Origin of the sequence: Streptomyces sp. NPDC012935, assembly GCF_042900345.1 — a bacterium.
Lineage (GTDB): Bacteria > Actinomycetota > Actinomycetes > Streptomycetales > Streptomycetaceae > Streptomyces.
Window position 1 is genome coordinate 26,999 of record NZ_JBIBBC010000002.1, and the last position, 15,768, is coordinate 42,766.

Here is a 15,768-nt window from a genome sequence, read left to right on the forward strand (position 1 = left end):
TCTCGGCCCTGGTCTGGAATCCCGGCTTGGTTCAAGTTTGAAACAAACCTACACTGGTCGCATGACGACTCGCTGGCTCACCCCCGAGGAGCAGCGCGCCTGGCGCGCCTACATCGCCTCCGCCGCCCTCGTGGAGGACGCGCTGGACCGGCAGCTCCAGCAGGAAGCCGGCATGCCCCATCTGTATTACTCCATCCTCGCCACCTTGTCCGAGGCTCCGGAGCGCCGGCTGCGCATGACCGACCTGGCGGAGGGCCTGAAGATCACCCGCAGCCGGCTGACGTACGCCGTGACGCGCCTGGAGAAGGACGGGCTGGTGCGGCGCGAGGACTGCCGCTCGGACAAGCGCGGCAGCATCGCGGCGCTCACCGAGGAAGGGATGCGCGTCCTGGAGCGCGCGGCACCGGGCCACGTGGAGACCGTGCGGGCGCTGCTCTTCGACCGGCTGACCCCGGAGCAGGTCGGACAGCTGGAGGAGATCTTCACGGCGGTCGCCGGGGGCTTCCAGGGCGACGCCGCGCACGCCACCGCGGACGACGTGCCCTGGCGGCGGCGTTCCGGCAAGTCCTGTTCGTGACGCACGCCACAGGGAAAGTCAGTGCTTCAAATTTAAAGCATGGGATAGGGTCCTGTACCGAGGAGCTGCTTCAAATCTGAAGCAGATGGCCCGCGCACGGAACCCGGAGAACCCGCATGCCCGACTTCACCGCCGCCGCCACCCAGCGCGCCCGCGTCCGGGTTCCGCTGCGCTTCCAGGACGGCTACGGCGTCGACGCCGAACTCGTCACCTTCCACGGCCTGGCCGACGGCCTGGAACACGTCGCCGTCGTCCTCGGCGACCCGGCCCCCGGCACCACCCCGCTGGTCCGTCTGCACTCCGAGTGCCTGACCGGCGACGTCTTCGGCTCGGCCCGCTGCGACTGCGGCCCCCAGCTGCGCGAGGCCGTCGAGCGCATCGCCGAGCGCGGCGGCGTGCTGCTGTACCTGCGCCAGGAGGGCCGCGGCATCGGCCTCTACAACAAGCTCGACGCGTACGCCCTCCAGGACCAGGGCCTCGACACCTACGCCGCGAACGCCGCGCTCGGCCTCCCGGAGGACGCCCGCGACTACACGGCGGCCGCCCAGATGCTCACCGCCCTCGGCATCGGCGAACTGGACCTGCTCTCCAACAACCCCGACAAGGCAGACCAGTTGCGCGCCCTCGGCATCAAGGTCGAGGGCCGCGTCCCGACCGGCGTCTTCGCCACTGCGGACAACGTCCGCTACCTGCGCGCGAAGGTCCTGCAGACCCAGCACACGCTCCCGCTGGGCGACCTCGCGAAGCTCACCGCGGGCTGAGCGAACGGCGACAGGAAGGGGCGGGCGCCCGGCACCGGACGCCCGCCCCTCAGTCGTGATGCCGACGACTACGGCGTGACCTTCTCGATCGTCACCCCGCCGACACCCGCGGTCGTCCCGCGCGTGTTCACCAGCCGTACCTCACCGAAGAGCTGACGGCCCTCGGGCACGGCCCGTGCGACGGTGACGTTCGCCGCCGCCTTCGCCGAGTCACCCGTACCGAGCTTCACCGGCGCCGACTCGTCGACGGTGACCGAGCCGAGCGCGGAGGAGAAGTACGCGTCCCGGTAGTCGTACGCGGTCGAGCCGGACGGCACCTCGAAGCCGGCCACCTCGACGGTGTACTTGCCGGCGGCCGGGTCGGCGACGGAGACGGACTCCTCGGCGTCGCCGTCCGCGGACTGGCCGACGAGCTTGCCCTGGGCGTCGTACACCGACAGGTCGAGGTCGGCGCCCAGGTCGGAGACCTTGCCGATGGAGACGTCCAGCGAGGTCGTGCCCTCGGGCACCTCGATGGTGCTGGTGTGCGTCTCACCGCCCTTGATGGTCGGCCGCGCGGTCTTCGACGAGCCGAGCGCGCCGCCCTTGAGGTTGCCCTCGACGGCCTCCAGCTTGTTGGTCACCGTCCAGGAGGCGGCGACCGGGGTACCGACCTCGGCCTCCGGCACGGTCACGGACTCCGGGTCGAAGGAGGCGCCGTACACGGTGGCGTTCAGCTTGAACGGGTTGTCCAGGAGCGCCGACGTACGGCGCGAGTCGACCACGATCTCCCAGACGCCGGGCACCGGCTCGGCGGACTCGGGGAGGTCCTTGGTGTCCGGGCTGTTGTCCGCGGCGGGGACGCCGTAGGGGTTGATGGCGGTGAAGAACGTCCGGCTGCCCTGCTTCAGCCCGCCGAGCGTGATCTCCAGCGCCTTCGTGCCCTCCGGGACGGTCACGAAGTACGACCTGAAGTTGTTGCGCTGCACCGAACCCGAGGCGGTGAAGGTGTACTTGGCCGGTGTGGAGACGACCACGGTGGTGAGGATCTGCTTGTCGACGCCGACCGTCCTCGGGTCGTCGGCCTCCAGGATCGCGCTCTTGATGCCCGCCTGCTTCGGCGCGGCCTGCACCTTGACCGTCACCGGCTTGTTCAGCGGCAGGTCGACGACCTTCGGGCCGAGGATCGAGAAGGTGCGGGCCTTGTTGTTGGCCAGGCGCAGGGTGTGCGGGAGGGAGCCGGCGGGGCCGGACGTACGGGTGATCGTGACGTCGTACGTCTTCTTCTTGCCGGCCTTCAGGCCGCCCTCGCGGTCGTACAGACCCGTGCCGGAGCCCGGCGTCTTCAGCGCCTGGTCCAGCGCGGTGTCGACCGGGGCCTTCACCGCGTAGTCGTGGGCGGTGGCGCCCGCCCTGACCGCCTTCCAGGCGTCGGCGACGTCGATGCGGCCGGCGCCCTCCTCGTATGCCTGGAGTCCCTCGATGTGGTGGGCGGTCGAGGTCAGGGCGGTGCGAAGCTTCTCGGGCGTCAGCTTGACGCCCTTCTGCTTCGCGGCGGACAGCAGCAGCGCGGAGGCGCCCGCGGCCTGCGGGGACGCCATCGAGGTGCCGTTGTACATGGCGTAGCCGGCCGGGAGCTTCCAGCCCGCCTCGGCGATGGGCGCGCCGGGCATCCAGGCCGGGATGGTGCTCACCGCGGCGCCGGGGGCCACGACGGTCGGGGTGAAGCCGCCGTCCTCACGCGGGCCGCGCGAGGAGAAGTTGAACAGCTGGTACTTGGTGCGCACGCCGGTGCCGTAGTTGGCGGCGAAGGTCTCCTTGGAGACGCCCGCGCCGACCGAGACGACCTTGTCGGCGAGGCCCGGGTCGCCGATGGTGTTGGCGCCGGGGCCGGAGTTGCCCGCGGACAGGACGAGCTGGACGCCGTAGGTGTCGATGAGCCGCGTGTAGAGCTCCGCACGCGCGTTGTTGCCGTCGTTCAGCGGGGGCAGGCCGCCGATGGACATGTTGACGACGTCGACGCCACGGTTGGCGACGAGGTCGATCATGCCCTCGGTGAGCGCGACGCTGGAGCAGCCGGGGCCGAAGACGCAGGCCCGGCTGGAGACGATCTTGGCGCCCGGGGCCTGTCCGTCCATCCTGCCGCCGAGCATGCCGTTGGCGGCGGTGATGCCGGCCACGTGGCTGCCGTGCGCGCCTGCGGTGAGGCCGATGTTGACGAAGTCGGCCTTCTTGCCGGCCCAGTCGCCGCCCAGCGGGTCCATCGGCACGTCCTTGCGGACCTCCACGACGAAGTCCTGGCTCTCGGCGATGCCGGTGGCCGGGTCGTCGGTGCCGAAGTGGCCGACCTGGTGGCCGTCCTTGTACGGCTTCATCGGGGTGTCGTCGGTGAAGTCGCCGTTGTCGTTCACGTCGACGGTGACCTTGCCGGCCTTGGCGTCGTACAGGACGCCCCAGTCGTCGGTCGTGTCGCCGTCGCGGTTGACGTCACCGTCGGCGTCACCGTCCGCGGCCTTGCCCTGCTCGGTGACGTCCTCGCGGAAGGTGCTGACCTGGTACGCCCCCTCGGGCGCCGTCCAGCTCTTGCCCCCGAAGGTGAAGGACGGCCCGGAGACGGAGGTGGTCATCGCCCGCCAGGTGCCGTCGCCGTCGGCGATCGGGTCGGTGGCGGTCACCCAGTCGACGATCTTGCGCTCACCGGTCGTCGTCTTCTGCAGCGCGGGGCTCGCGAGGTCGACGCCGGTGTCCAGGACGCCGATGGTGACGCCGCGGCCGTCCGCCTTCGGGTTCTTCTTCACGAAGTCGACGGCGCCCGTCTCGAAGGACGGGTTGTACGGGTTCTTCGCGGGGGTGTTCCTGTCGGGGCCGGGGTAAGTGGCCGCGGAAGCGGTCGACTTGGCGCCGCTGTCGAGGCCCGGCTCCTCGAGGGGTATCTCGTCCCGCAGGTCGATGGCCTGCACGGAGGAGAGCTGCGCGGCCGCCGAGATGGCCGAGTCGGCCCTGCCTGTCGGCACGGTGGCCCGTACATAGCCGAGCTTGTCGTAGGTGCGGCCCACGGAGCCGCCCTTGACCGCGTCCAGCTGCGCGGCGACCTTCTCGGTCTGCCCGGGCGCGGTGGCGATCATCATCGTGACCGTCTTGTCGCGCTGTGCCTTGGCCTCGGCGAGGAGGTCTGCGTCGTCCGCACCCAGCTTGTCGTGGGCGGACTTGACGCCGGGGTCGGCCGCGGTGGCGGTGGAGCCGTCCGCGGCGAGGGCGAGGGGTATGGGGCCGGCCGCGCAGAGCGCGGCGACGAGGCCTGCGGCCACGGCGATTCGGGCGGCGCGTTTCGCACCGCCCGATATCGGGGCCGTGTGGGGGGTGGGGGGCATGGTGATCCCTGGTGCTGAAGGAACATAGACGCCGGCGGCCGGATCGAGCACCTTCGACCGCCGCGGTCCGGAATGTGATCCCGGATGATCGCCCAGCCTTCCTCAAGGGACCGATTTCTGTTGATAGTTCAGGGCGGGGAGATCTTCGCCTGGCACAAACCCGCCACGCGCCATGGCGGACGTATGGGAGCAGGCTGTGACATTCCTGTGAGGGGGTGGGGGCCGGCGTGACACCTGTGAGGGGTGGGGGGCCGGCGTGACACCGGGGGTTTGCGAGGCGCAAGAGCCTGGCCGATGAGGCGGACGCCGTCAGGGGGCACAAGGCACCGTTGTTCGGGCCGTTTCCACCGGCGGCGGAGCGGGAGAGCTCATTCGGAGGCTTGCTCCAGGGCCGCCTGCAGTTCGGCCACACGGCTGTGTGCCTCGATGGCACGGACCAGCTCCAAAGCCTCGCCGTACGCCTCGCGGGCGAGGGCAGGTCGGCCGGCGTGCAGGTGGATGTCTCCACGGATCTTCAGCATGGTCGCCAGCCCCGCCTGATCGCCCCGCGTCCGGTGAAACTCGACGGCCGGCGCGAGTATCTCCTCGGCGTCGGCATACCGGCCCATCTGGTCGTACGCCAGGGCGCAATGCCACTGGCACCACGTGATCTCGGCGGGGTCACCACGGCGTCGGCCCTCCTCCAGCGCCTCGGCCAGCACGCGCACCGCATCCTCCGGCCGGTCCAACTGCTGGTAGGCGTCGGCCATGTGGGCCGAGAGCCATATTTCGGCGCCCTTGTCGTCCCGCTGACGGTAGATGGCTTGCGCCTCGGCGTACCGGCGCAGCCCCTCACCCGGACGCCGCAGGTCACACTGAAGGTCGCCGAAGTGCGTCAGGATCCAGCCTTCCTTGTCCTTGTCACCCCGCCCGCGGGCGATCTCCAGCGCCCGCTCGTACAGCCCGGTCGTCTCCTCCCGGTGTCCCAGGATCCGCCGTGCCTCGGCGAGATGGATGAGCGAACTCAGCTCCGCCGAATCGTCGTGCCGGATGCGGGCCGCCTTCACGGCCATGGCCTTGACCGCCTCCATCTCCTCCCAGTGACTGCGGTAGAAGAGGAACTCGTACAGCGAGCCCGCAATACGCAGCAGCAGGTCCCACTCCTGGCTCTCGTACGCGGCGCGGACATTGGCCTGGAGGTTGAGGTGTTCCTCCGCGAACCACTCGATCGCGTCGGCGGGCGGCAACTCGTGAACGCCCCGACGGCCCAACCAGTCCTCCAGTCGCGTCGCGTACCAGTCCAGTGAGCGCCGGGCGGCCTCGCGCCGCTGGGCTTCCGTCTCGGTGTGCTCGGCATGGTCCCTGGCGTACAGGCGCAGCAGATCGTGGAGCCGGAAACGCTCACCTGCGGCGCCGCCGACCTCGACCAGTTGCCGGTCGGCGAGTTCGCCGAGTGACCGCTCAGCCTCCTCGCGCCCGATGCCCGCACAGCGTGCGGCCAGTTCGGGCACGAAGTCGGCTCCGGCGATCAGGCCGAGGTACCGGAACAGACGTCGGGCGTCCTGCGGCAGCACCCGGTAACTGGTCTCGAAGCTGCTCCGTACTCCGATGTCCTCGCCGTCCAGTTGGCCCTCCAGCCGTGAGAGGCGTCGCCGCTCGTCGGCCAGCAACCTGGCATGAGCGTCCAGCGGCCGACTGCGCAGGGAGGGAGCGCTGAGATTCGCGCCGGTGATGCAGATGGCCAGGGGCAGACCTCCCAGAAGGCTGATGATGGCGTCCGCGGCGCTTGGCTCACGGGCAACCCGCTCGCGACCGACGATGCGCTCGAAGAGCCGCATGGCCTCCGCTGTGGGCAGCGGCTCGACCTCCACACGGTCCGCGCCCCTGACGGAGGGCAGCGCTGAGCGGCTGGTGAGAAGGGCGGCGCTGCCCGGCGCCGAGGGCAGCAGCGGAACAACCCGGCTCACGTCGGCCACGTTGTCCAGCACGAGCAGGCTGGGACCTGCTCACAGGCGGTTCTGCAGCTCGTTCCGTCGCGACCGTGCGTCGGACGGGAGCGTGTCGCCGGTCAGCCCGAACGCCTCGAGGATCTGGATCACCGCGGCGTCTGTGGACACTTCAAGGCCCTCGCCGCCGAGGTCGATCTGGATGCAGGCGTGCCAAAAGGTGGGCGCCAGGCGGTGGGCGATCTGCGTGGCCAACTCCGTCTTGCCGACCCCTGCCATGCCATGCAGCACCAGCACCGGGGCGGTGTCCGCCAGTCTGTCGGTGAGCAGGGCGGTCGCCCTCGCGATCGCCCGCTCCCGGTCGGTGAAGTCCGCAGCGGCCCGGCGCAGATCCATGTGCAGGGTGGTCCGTCCCTGGACGGCACCACCGGGACGGGGCAGGTCGACCCAGCTACCCGCATCGAGGTCCCACCACCACGGCTCGCCTTCCCCCAGCACCGTCAGTCCGGTCAGAGGTGCCACAGTCAGCGTGGACGGCCCGTGAGGGAGATGATGCTCAGTGACAACGCCCAGGGCCACCGCCCCCAGTTGGGCGTCGTCGCTGAATACGACTGCCCCGGACATGCCACTCCACTGTGAGCGGCCGGCGCCGGCCAGCGCTTGCGGTGTCGAGGTCGTACGGAACTCCAGCAAACCACGCAGCAGGTTGGAACCCGGCGGGATGACACCGTGCACCTGTGTGCTGTCCCGGAGAGGGATGTCGGTGTGTTCCCGTGGGTGTTCGTTCCAGCCCGGGTAGCCGATGGCCCAGCAGTCTTTGACCAGCCTGGTCTGCCTGCGGTCGATCCGGGCGTAGCGCACGGCCGGCACATCTCCCAGCGACGGGTGGGCTGCGACACGCAGCACGGCGAGGTCCCGGGCGGCGTCCGCGGCAAGGACCTCCGCTGCCAGTTCGGTTCGGTCCCCGCGCCGTACACAGACCTGATCGTCGGCGTGGCCGTCGGTGAGGACGTTGTGCGCCGCTGTGAGGACCAGCCTGCCACTCACCAAACAGCCCGAGCCGACGCTCCATGTGCCGTGGGGACGTCGGCGGAGCACTTCCACCGCGCGCTCGGTGGGCGCGATCACAATGTCGTCCGAGTGACCGGGTTACGGCTTGGCGAGCGAGTCGCGCGTGACGGTGACGGGGCGTCCCGTACGATCCGTCGGCGCCTCCAGCGTGACCAGGACTCGCTGGATCTCCTCCCTGCGGTACTGGCCGTCACCCCCCAGTTCCAGCACCCAGAACTTGGCCCTTCCTGAGCCCGCCGCCTGGCGTGTCACGCCCAGGCTGAGCTCCAGTTGCACCTGGCCCACGCTGAAGCGGAAGTCCGCGTCCGAGCCCGCGGCGACGGCTTCGGCCAGCTCCTCCCGCAAGGCGGCGATAGTCTCAGCGAGCCCGAGGTTCCCCACGGTGATCCCCCGTATCCCTGTTCCGAATCCACAGAAGACTTCCGTCGAGTGACGGGTGGCCACCATGGCAGGCGGCGGCCCCGAAGCGGCCACGCTTGTCAGCCGTACGGAACGATTATTCCCAGGCGGGTGGAGCGACCCGCGAAAAAACGGAAAGCGCTGAGGCTGCCAGGAGACGGGCTACGGCGCCGCTGATCCTTCGGTCACGTCCGGCAGCTGCCAAGCCGTCCGCCCGAGAACGAGTCAGCGCCCGAGCCGACCGAAGCCGACCCGAGCGCTGCGTAGCAGGTCAGGGGCCACACCCCCGCCTACCGCCGGTAGGCCCTGTGGGACTCGAACCCACAACCAATGGATTAAAAGTCCACTGCTCTGCCAATTGAGCTAAGGGCCCTGGCGATGTTGCCACCCCGAGCATAGCCGCACGTGGCCGTGGATCCGATCGGGTATCGGGGTCACGGCCACGTCAGCGATGGCGGAGGGCCGCGGAAGGAGCTCTCGACCGGCCCGCGCGCGCCCGAGCGCTACGGATCCACCGGTTCGGGCGCCCCCGCACGTGCCGCGTCCCGGGCAATCGTGCGCTCATGGTCGGGGTTGAGGAACCAGTGCCGGGCCGACGCCAGCCACCAGGTCGCGGCGAAGCCGAGGACGACCAGGACGGCGACAGGGGCGTAGTTGAAGGTCTCCCAGGTCACCGGGGACACCTGCGGCAGCATGAACAGCACCGTGATCACGGCGACCCACGCCACCGCCACCACCCCCACGGCCCCCGACCAGCGCCCCAGGTGCCACGGCCCGCGCTCGAACGCCTCCCCCTTGCGCAGCCGCAGCAGCGTCGGGATGACGTAGGCGATGTAGAGGCCGATCACCGCGATCGAGGTCACCGCCGCGTACGCCGTGACGTTGATCAGATAGGGCAGCCCGAGCACCAGCGCCCCGCCCGCGGCCAGCCACACCGCCGCCACCGGCGTCCGCGTGCGCGGGCTGACCGTGTGCCACACGTGCGCGAAGGGCAGGGCGCCGTCGCGCGAAAAGGCATAGATCATACGGCTGTTGGCCGTCACGGACGCCATCCCGCAGAACAACTGCGCCCCGATGACGACCAGCAGGAGCAGCTTGCCCGCCGTCGCGCCCAGCGCGTCGAGCAGGATCTGCGCGGGCGGCGCGCCCGTCGGGGACGTGAGGGCGCCCTCGTACGACTGGATCGCGAAAGTGAAGCCCAGCAGGAGAACGAAACCCGCGATCCACGACGTCCAGATCGACTGCACGATCCCCTTCGGGCCGGCCGTCGACGCGTCGTGCGTCTCCTCCGTCATGTGCGCCGAGGCGTCGTACCCGGTGAAGGTGTACTGCGCCATCAGCAGGCCCAGCAGGACGACGTACACCCCGCTGCCCCAGCCGGTGTTGTTCACGAACTCGCCGAACACGAAGGACGCCGACCGGTGCTCGTCCGGTACGAAGGTCAGCGCGCCGACGATCACCGCGACACCCAGCACGTGCCACCAGACGCTGATGCTGTTGAGCAGCGCGACGATGCGCACGCCGAAGGTGTTGAGGAGGCCGTGCAGGACGAGGATGCCCGCGAAGAGCAGGATCGTGCGGCCCGGCGTCACCTCGAAGCCGAACTGCAGGTTCAGGTACGCGCCCAGGAACGACGCCGCCCCGAAGTCGATCCCGGCGGTCACCGCCACCTGGCCCAGCACGTTGAACCAGCCCGTGAACCACGCCCAGGCAGCGGCCGTACGCGGCGGCGCGAGCCGGTGCGCCCAGAAGTACAGGCCGGCGGATGTCGGGTACGCCGAACAGATCTCGGCCATGGCGAGGCCGACGAAGAGGGTCATCAGGCCTACGGCCACCCAGCCCCAGGTGATCACCGCCGGGCCGCCCGTGTTCATGCCGAACAGGTACAGCGTCAGGCAGCCCGACAGGACCGAGATGATCGTGAAGGAGACGGCGTAGTTGGAGAACGCCGACATGCGGCGGGCGAGAACCTGCGTGTAGCCGAGCTGGGCCAGCCGCTCTTCGTCCGAGACCTTCCCGGAGGACCGCCCACTCGCTATGGCGTCATCTGTCATGTCCCCAGCGATTCCCTCGCCGGGGGCATGACACACGTCACATCTTGGCTAGAAGATGCCCTTGTAGCCCTGCCAGCCACTCGCGATCTTCACCCGCGCGCCGAACGACCCCTTGCCGTCACCGTTGTTGCGCCAGACATTGCCGCTGCCGTCCCGCGAGACGAGGTCGGCCTTCCCGTCGCCGGTGATGTCCCCGGGACCGACGACGGCGTTGTAGCCCGTGCCCCAGTTCGCGAAGACCTTCACCCGGTCCTTCAACAGCCCGTTACCCACACCGTTGTAGCGCCACAGCGTCCCGGCCCTGTCGCGGGCGAGGACGTCCCCGTGCCCGTCGCCGTTGAGGTCCCCGGCGCCCAGGATCGTCGTGTAACCGGTCCACGCAGAGCGGATCTTCTTCCCTGCCGCGAGCGTCCCGTCGCTCTTCGCCGCGAACAGATACACGTCCCCCGTCGACGCCTTCCGCGCCAGCAGATCGGCCCGCTTGTCGCCGGTCAGGTCGCCGGGCGAGGTGAGCACGTTGTACGCGTTCCAGCCCGTGCCCAGCTTCGTGTACGCCGTCGCCGGGGTGAGCGCCTTGCCGCAGCCGGGCTTGTAGCCGCGCAGCGAGCCGTCACTCATCCGCACCAGCACGTCATTGCAGCGGTCGCCGTTCAGATCCCCGAACGGCACCGCGACCGCCTTCGTCGACCAGCCGCTCCCCGAGACCTTCCCGGAGAAGCTGCCCTTGCCGGTGCCCTGCTGGAAGGTCAGCGCGCCCGAGGAGTTGAGGGTGAGGAGATCACCGGAGCCGTCCGGCCTTCCCTCGGGGCCCACATGGTCGTGCCCCACCGGAGCTCCCCGCAGCAGCCGGACCGTGCCGCGCACTTCGACCGGGGCACCGACGCCGTCGGCCGGCGGGACGGCGAGCGTCCAGTCGTAGAAGCCGTTCGGCAGCCAGGCGTCGCCGGTCCGCCCGGGGTCGTCGCCGTCCCACCCGACGCTCAGTTCACCGCGCGCCGCTCCGCCGCTCTGTGTGTCGACGACCTTGCCGGTCGCCTTGCTGCGTACCGTCAGCCGCCAGCTCGCGGACGGCTTCGACAGCAGGAGGGTGGTCAGCGTGTCCGGCACGGTGTCGATCGTGTGCGCCTCGACGGACGCCGCGCTCTGAGCGGGCCCGAGCAGCCGCAGCGGCTGCTGGGGCACCCCGGACGGTACTAGGTGCACCCGCTGCTGGTCGTCGACGTAGGCCGCGTTCGCACCGGCCTTGTCCACCGTCCAGCGCACCTCGCGCTGTGAGTCGCCGGTGTCGGGCAGGTCGCCGATGACCCGGCTCGCCGGGGTGCCGCCCGCGACCGTGGTGAGCGTGAGCTTCCCGGTCCGCTTGTCGTGCGTGACCACGTACCCGTCGCCGAGTCTCGCCTCGTCCGCTGGGACGGGCACGGACTGCTTCGCCGTGCGGTCGTAGACACCGGCCCGGCCGTCGCAGGTCCAGTACAGATAACGGCCGAGCGCCTGGAGTTGGAGGGGCTTGCAGCCCGCGTCGGTGGTGACCGTGGTGGACTTCCCGGTCGAGAGGTTCAACGCCGATACGTTGCCCGGGGTCGTCCCCGCCGTCCACAGCACATCGCCGTCGAGGGCCGCCGCGCCCGAAACCCGGGCGACGGGGTCACCGTGCTCGCCGATCCTGTAGACGAACCGCGTGCCCGGGTCCGCGTACAGGACGTACCGCCCCGACACATCGAGGATGCGCCCGTCGAAGGGCACGCCCCGTTCCCAAAGGCTCCCGTCCTTCGGGCCGTTGACATGGAGCGCATACGACTCGGCGCCGCCGAAGTCCATCCAGGCGATCCGGCCGTCGGCGGTGCCGAAGATCTGCGAGCAGGCCACTTCCGTCGCCGGGCAGGCGTCGATCTGCGTGGAGGACCATGGGGTGAAGTCGGAGCGCACGCCGAACTCGGGCGTTCCGGTGGCGGCGACGGTCCGTACGTAGTCGTCGCGCCTCGTGCCTCTGCCGGTGTCCCTGACGACCAGGCGGCCCTGTTCGAGGGAGATGCCCTGGATCGCGGCCGGCGGCTTCGGCATGGCCTTGATCAGCCTGACGACCGGACGTCCGTCCGGGCCCGGCTCGATGCGCTGGACACCCCAGTCGCCGGCGGCCGAGTCCGTCAGGCCGACGGCCAGGGCGGCGCCGTCCGGGACGCCGGCCACGCTCGGGTTCGAACTGGGCAGCAGGGTCACCGTGGAGCCGCCCGCGATGGGCTTCGCGCGCACCGCTGAACCCGCACTGGGCCGGTGGATCAACCAGTCACCGACGACCGCGAGGTCCTGCGCGGGGTTGATGCCCGCGCCCTCCAAGGTGACCTCGACCGGCGCCGCGGACAGATCGGAGCGGGAGAAGACCTTCACGACAGGGTCGTTGAGATTGAACAGAACCACATGGTCGGCGGTGACCTGTGCCTTGAGATAGGGCTTGGGCAACGGCGGGGTCACGCTCCGCAGCTGTCCCGTCCGCTTGTCGACCAAGACCCATACGTAGGCGCCCGAGGTGCCCGGACGCCCCGCCACGAAGAGCAGACCGTCGGCGTCGGCGGCCTTCGGCTGCGCGAGGGAGTACCCCTCCGGCAACACCCCGGTGACCGGCACGTCGCGCGTGCTGCCGTCGGCCTCCGGGATCAGCAGGTGCATCTCCCGCACGCGTGTCCCGGCCTCGTCGGTCCGGTCCCGGTAGGCGACCGCCAGGTCGTCATAGGCGGCGAGATAGGTCAGCCCCTGCGGCGTCCGCACCGTACGTGTCGTGCCGTCGGCCGCGTTCCACAGGTCGACCCGGCCGTCGGCGTGGCGGTACGCGAGCACGTCACCGCCGGCCGTGCTGACGCCGGTGTACCCGGCCGGATGGACCACCTTCACGGATCTGCCGTCCGCATAACGCGTCCACACCAGCCCGGAGCCCTCCAGGCTGTGGAACACCCCCTGCGCGCCGGCACCGTTGCTTCCGGTCTGGCCCGACCCGCCGTAGATCGCGCCGGAAAGATACGTGCTGCGCAGCGTCGCCGGCACCACCGTCTCCGTGGGCCCGTCCGGGGCCGCGGCAGCCGGCAGCGCCGGGCTCAGGCCGGCGGCCAGAACGGCACAGGCCGCGACGAGACGAAGGCGTACGAAGCCATGACGAGGCAAGAGGGTCCCTCCCCGGGAAGCACGAGACGGTCCCGGCGCACTCTCGGCGCCCAAGGCCCCCCGGCCTTCACATCCGTCTCACAAGTCGGCTGATCTTACAGCCACCGAACAGACGTCCGGGGAAGGGATTTTCCGGCCGACTCCAACGAAAAAGCGCCGGGGCCCCACCGTCAGAACGGTGGGACCCCGGCGCGCAGTCACCTCACACGGCGTCAGCCGATGCGGCAACCTCAGCCGTTGCGCTTCCAGCGCGGCTTGTCGTCGCGGCGCCCGAAGGACGAGCCGCCGGTGCCGGTGCCGGTGCCACGGTGGTCGTCACGGCGGCCGTACGGACGCTCGTGCCCGCCGGAGCGGAAGCCCGGACGATCGTCGCGGCGGTCGCGGTTGAAGGGACGGTCGCTGCCACGGTGACCGCCACGCTCGTCACGACGCTCGAAGGGGCGGCCGGCCGGACGGTCGTCGCGGCGGAAGCCGCCACGGTCGTTGTCACGGCGCTCGAAGGAACGCCCGCCACGGTCACGGTCGAAAGAACCGCCACGGTCACGGTCGAAAGAACGGCCGCCACGGTCGCCGCCACGCTCGCCGCCACGGTCACCACGGTCGTCACGACGGAAGCCACCACGGTCGTTGTCACGGCGCTCGAAGGAACGCCCGCCACGGTCACGGTCGAAAGAACGGCCGCCACGGTCACCGCCACGGTCACCACGGTCGTCACGACGGAAGCCACCACGGTCGCCGTCCCGGTCCCGACGCTCGAAACCACGGTCGCCGCCGCGGTCACGGTCGCGGTTGAACCCGCCACGGTCGTTGTCACGGCGCTCGAAGGAACGGCCGCCACGGTCACGGTCGAAGGAACGGTCACGGTCGCGGTTGAACCCGCCCCGGTCGTCCCGCCGCTCACGACGCTCGTACGGCGCCGAAGCCTCCGCACGCTCGGCCCGGTCGACGTCCTGCGCCGCCGGCTGCTCAGGCACGGCCGCCTCGACAGCCTCGACCGCCGCGGCCTGCGCCTCGGCCACCGCAGCCTCCGGGTCGTCACCGCGCTCACGCGCCGCGCGGGCGACGAGCCGGTCGGACTCCTCACGCAGCTCGACGGCACGCCGCTGCGCCCGCTCCAGCTGCTTGGTGAGCTGGGCGACCTCACGCTCGGCCTGCTGAGCGGCGTTGCCCGCCGACTCCGCCTGCACCTCGGTCATCGAACGGGCGCCGGTGATCTCGGCGACCTCCGGGTCGAAGGCGTTACCGCCCTGGATGATGTGACGCGAGGCGTCGACGCCCGCGTCCTCCATCAGCCGGAAGATCTGACGCCGCTGGTGCGGCAGGGAGAGGGACACGACCGTACCGGTCCGCCCCGCACGCGCCGTACGGCCCGCGCGGTGCAGGTAGTCCTTGTGGTCACCGGCCGGGTCCACGTTCAGCACGAGGTCGATGCCGTCGACGTGGATACCGCGCGCGGCGACATCGGTGGCGACGAGGACGTTGACGTAACCGTCCTTGAAGTCGGCCAGCGTCCGGGTGCGCGCGCCCTGCGTCATACCGCCGTGCAGCGCATCCGCCTTCGCACCGGCGTCGCGCAGCTGCTCGGCGACACGGTCGGCGCCCAGCTGGGTGCGGACGAAGATGATGGTGCGGCCCTTGCGGGAGGCGATCGCGGCGGTGACCGGCGCCTTGTCCTTGGGCTTCACGATCAGGATGTGGTGCGACATGGTCGTCACGGCACCCTGCGCGGCGTCGACCTCGTGCAGGACCGGGTCCGTCAGGTACCGGTCGACGAGGGTCTTGATCTCGTTCTCCATGGTCGCGGAGAAGAGCATGCGCTGACCGCCGGCCGGCACCTGGTCGAGCAGCTCGGTGACCTCGGGCAGGAAGCCCAGGTCGGACATCTGGTCGGCCTCGTCGAGCACGGCGACCTCGACGTCCTGCAGCGAGCAGGCGCCACGGTTGATGATGTCGCGCAGTCGGCCGGGGGTGGCCACCAGCACGTCCACGCCGCGCTCCAGGGCGTAGATCTGGTTCCCCATCGACGTACCGCCGCAGACGACCTTCATCTTCAGGCCGAGCTGGTCGCCGTAGGGCTGGAGAGCGTCCGCGACCTGCATCGCGAGCTCACGGGTCGGGGTGAGGATGACGGCGCGCGGACGGTGCTTCTCCGTACGGCCGCCGGACAGGCGGGCCAGCGTCGGGAGACCGAACGACAGCGTCTTGCCGGAGCCGGTACGACCGCGCCCCAGGATGTCCTTGCCGGCCAGGGCGTCCGGGATGGTCGCGGCCTGGATCGGGAAGGGGGTGGTCACGCCGTTCTGCGCGAGCTTGCGCACAACACCCTCGGGAAGACCGAGGTCCGCGAACGTGGCCTCGGGGGCCTCGGGAGCCTCGGGGGCCTCCTCGACGACCGCGTTCTCAGCGTCCTCGGGCACGACGACGTGATCAGTACTGGAAATGGACATGCGTATGCGAAACCTTCCGGAGTCTCGTCGG

The 15,768-nt window shown here is 70.4% G+C and carries 9 protein-coding genes and 1 tRNA gene; 2 read left to right on the plus strand and 8 right to left on the minus strand.

Annotated elements, in window-relative coordinates; all coding sequences use genetic code 11:
* The first annotated feature begins 61 nt into the window (after positions 1-61).
* Positions 62-577 carry a MarR family winged helix-turn-helix transcriptional regulator gene (locus tag ACFY5C_RS05420; RefSeq protein WP_389440770.1) on the plus strand — a complete coding sequence of 172 codons (516 nt, stop codon included), beginning with the start codon at positions 62-64 and terminating at the stop codon, positions 575-577.
* Positions 578-693: 116 nt separating this feature from the next.
* Entirely contained in the window at positions 694-1,338 is a 645-nt protein-coding gene (gene ribA, locus ACFY5C_RS05425; RefSeq protein WP_389440773.1) for a GTP cyclohydrolase II, read from the plus strand.
* 68 nt (positions 1,339-1,406) lie between these two features.
* Here ribA and ACFY5C_RS05430 read toward each other — a convergent pair whose 3' ends face one another.
* From ACFY5C_RS05430 to ACFY5C_RS05465, 8 genes are all read right to left on the minus strand, one after another.
* On the minus strand, positions 1,407-4,688 hold the full coding sequence (locus ACFY5C_RS05430; protein WP_389440775.1) for a S8 family serine peptidase: 3,282 nt from the start codon (positions 4,686-4,688) through the stop codon (positions 1,407-1,409).
* Positions 4,689-5,056: 368 nt separating this feature from the next.
* Positions 5,057-6,655 (minus strand): hypothetical protein, encoded by a 1,599-nt coding sequence (locus ACFY5C_RS05435; RefSeq protein ID WP_389440778.1) that lies wholly within the window; start codon positions 6,653-6,655, stop codon positions 5,057-5,059.
* An 18-nt stretch (positions 6,656-6,673) separates the two neighbouring features.
* Positions 6,674-7,741, minus strand: a complete 1,068-nt coding sequence (locus tag ACFY5C_RS05440) for a trypsin-like peptidase domain-containing protein (RefSeq protein WP_389440780.1) — start codon at positions 7,739-7,741, stop codon at positions 6,674-6,676.
* Positions 7,742-7,762: 21 nt separating this feature from the next.
* A complete protein-coding gene (locus ACFY5C_RS05445) occupies positions 7,763-8,131 on the minus strand; it encodes a trypco2 family protein (RefSeq protein WP_389442155.1) in 369 nt (122 codons plus the stop codon).
* Positions 8,132-8,383: 252 nt separating this feature from the next.
* A tRNA-Lys gene (locus ACFY5C_RS05450) sits at positions 8,384-8,456 on the minus strand.
* Between the two features lie 130 nt (positions 8,457-8,586).
* The gene (locus ACFY5C_RS05455; protein ID WP_389440782.1) at positions 8,587-10,137 is read right to left on the minus strand and encodes an amino acid permease; all 1,551 of its coding nucleotides are present in this window, start codon (positions 10,135-10,137) and stop codon (positions 8,587-8,589) included.
* A 48-nt stretch (positions 10,138-10,185) separates the two neighbouring features.
* Positions 10,186-13,290 (minus strand): FG-GAP repeat domain-containing protein, encoded by a 3,105-nt coding sequence (locus ACFY5C_RS05460; RefSeq protein ID WP_389440785.1) that lies wholly within the window; start codon positions 13,288-13,290, stop codon positions 10,186-10,188.
* Between the two features lie 230 nt (positions 13,291-13,520).
* Positions 13,521-15,737 carry a DEAD/DEAH box helicase gene (locus ACFY5C_RS05465; RefSeq protein WP_389440787.1) on the minus strand — a complete coding sequence of 739 codons (2,217 nt, stop codon included), beginning with the start codon at positions 15,735-15,737 and terminating at the stop codon, positions 13,521-13,523.
* Positions 15,738-15,768: the final 31 nt, after the last annotated feature.

Coding starts and splice junctions, on each gene's coding strand:
- ACFY5C_RS05455 (WP_389440782.1), bottom strand. CDS start 10,137: ATGACAGATGACGCCATAGCGAGTGGGCGGTCCTCCGGGAAGGTCTCG.
- ribA (WP_389440773.1), top strand. CDS start 694: ATGCCCGACTTCACCGCCGCCGCCACCCAGCGCGCCCGCGTCCGGGTT.
- ACFY5C_RS05465 (WP_389440787.1), bottom strand. CDS start 15,737: ATGTCCATTTCCAGTACTGATCACGTCGTCGTGCCCGAGGACGCTGAG.
- ACFY5C_RS05420 (WP_389440770.1), top strand. CDS start 62: ATGACGACTCGCTGGCTCACCCCCGAGGAGCAGCGCGCCTGGCGCGCC.
- ACFY5C_RS05430 (WP_389440775.1), bottom strand. CDS start 4,688: ATGCCCCCCACCCCCCACACGGCCCCGATATCGGGCGGTGCGAAACGC.
- ACFY5C_RS05445 (WP_389442155.1), bottom strand. CDS start 8,131: ATGGTGGCCACCCGTCACTCGACGGAAGTCTTCTGTGGATTCGGAACA.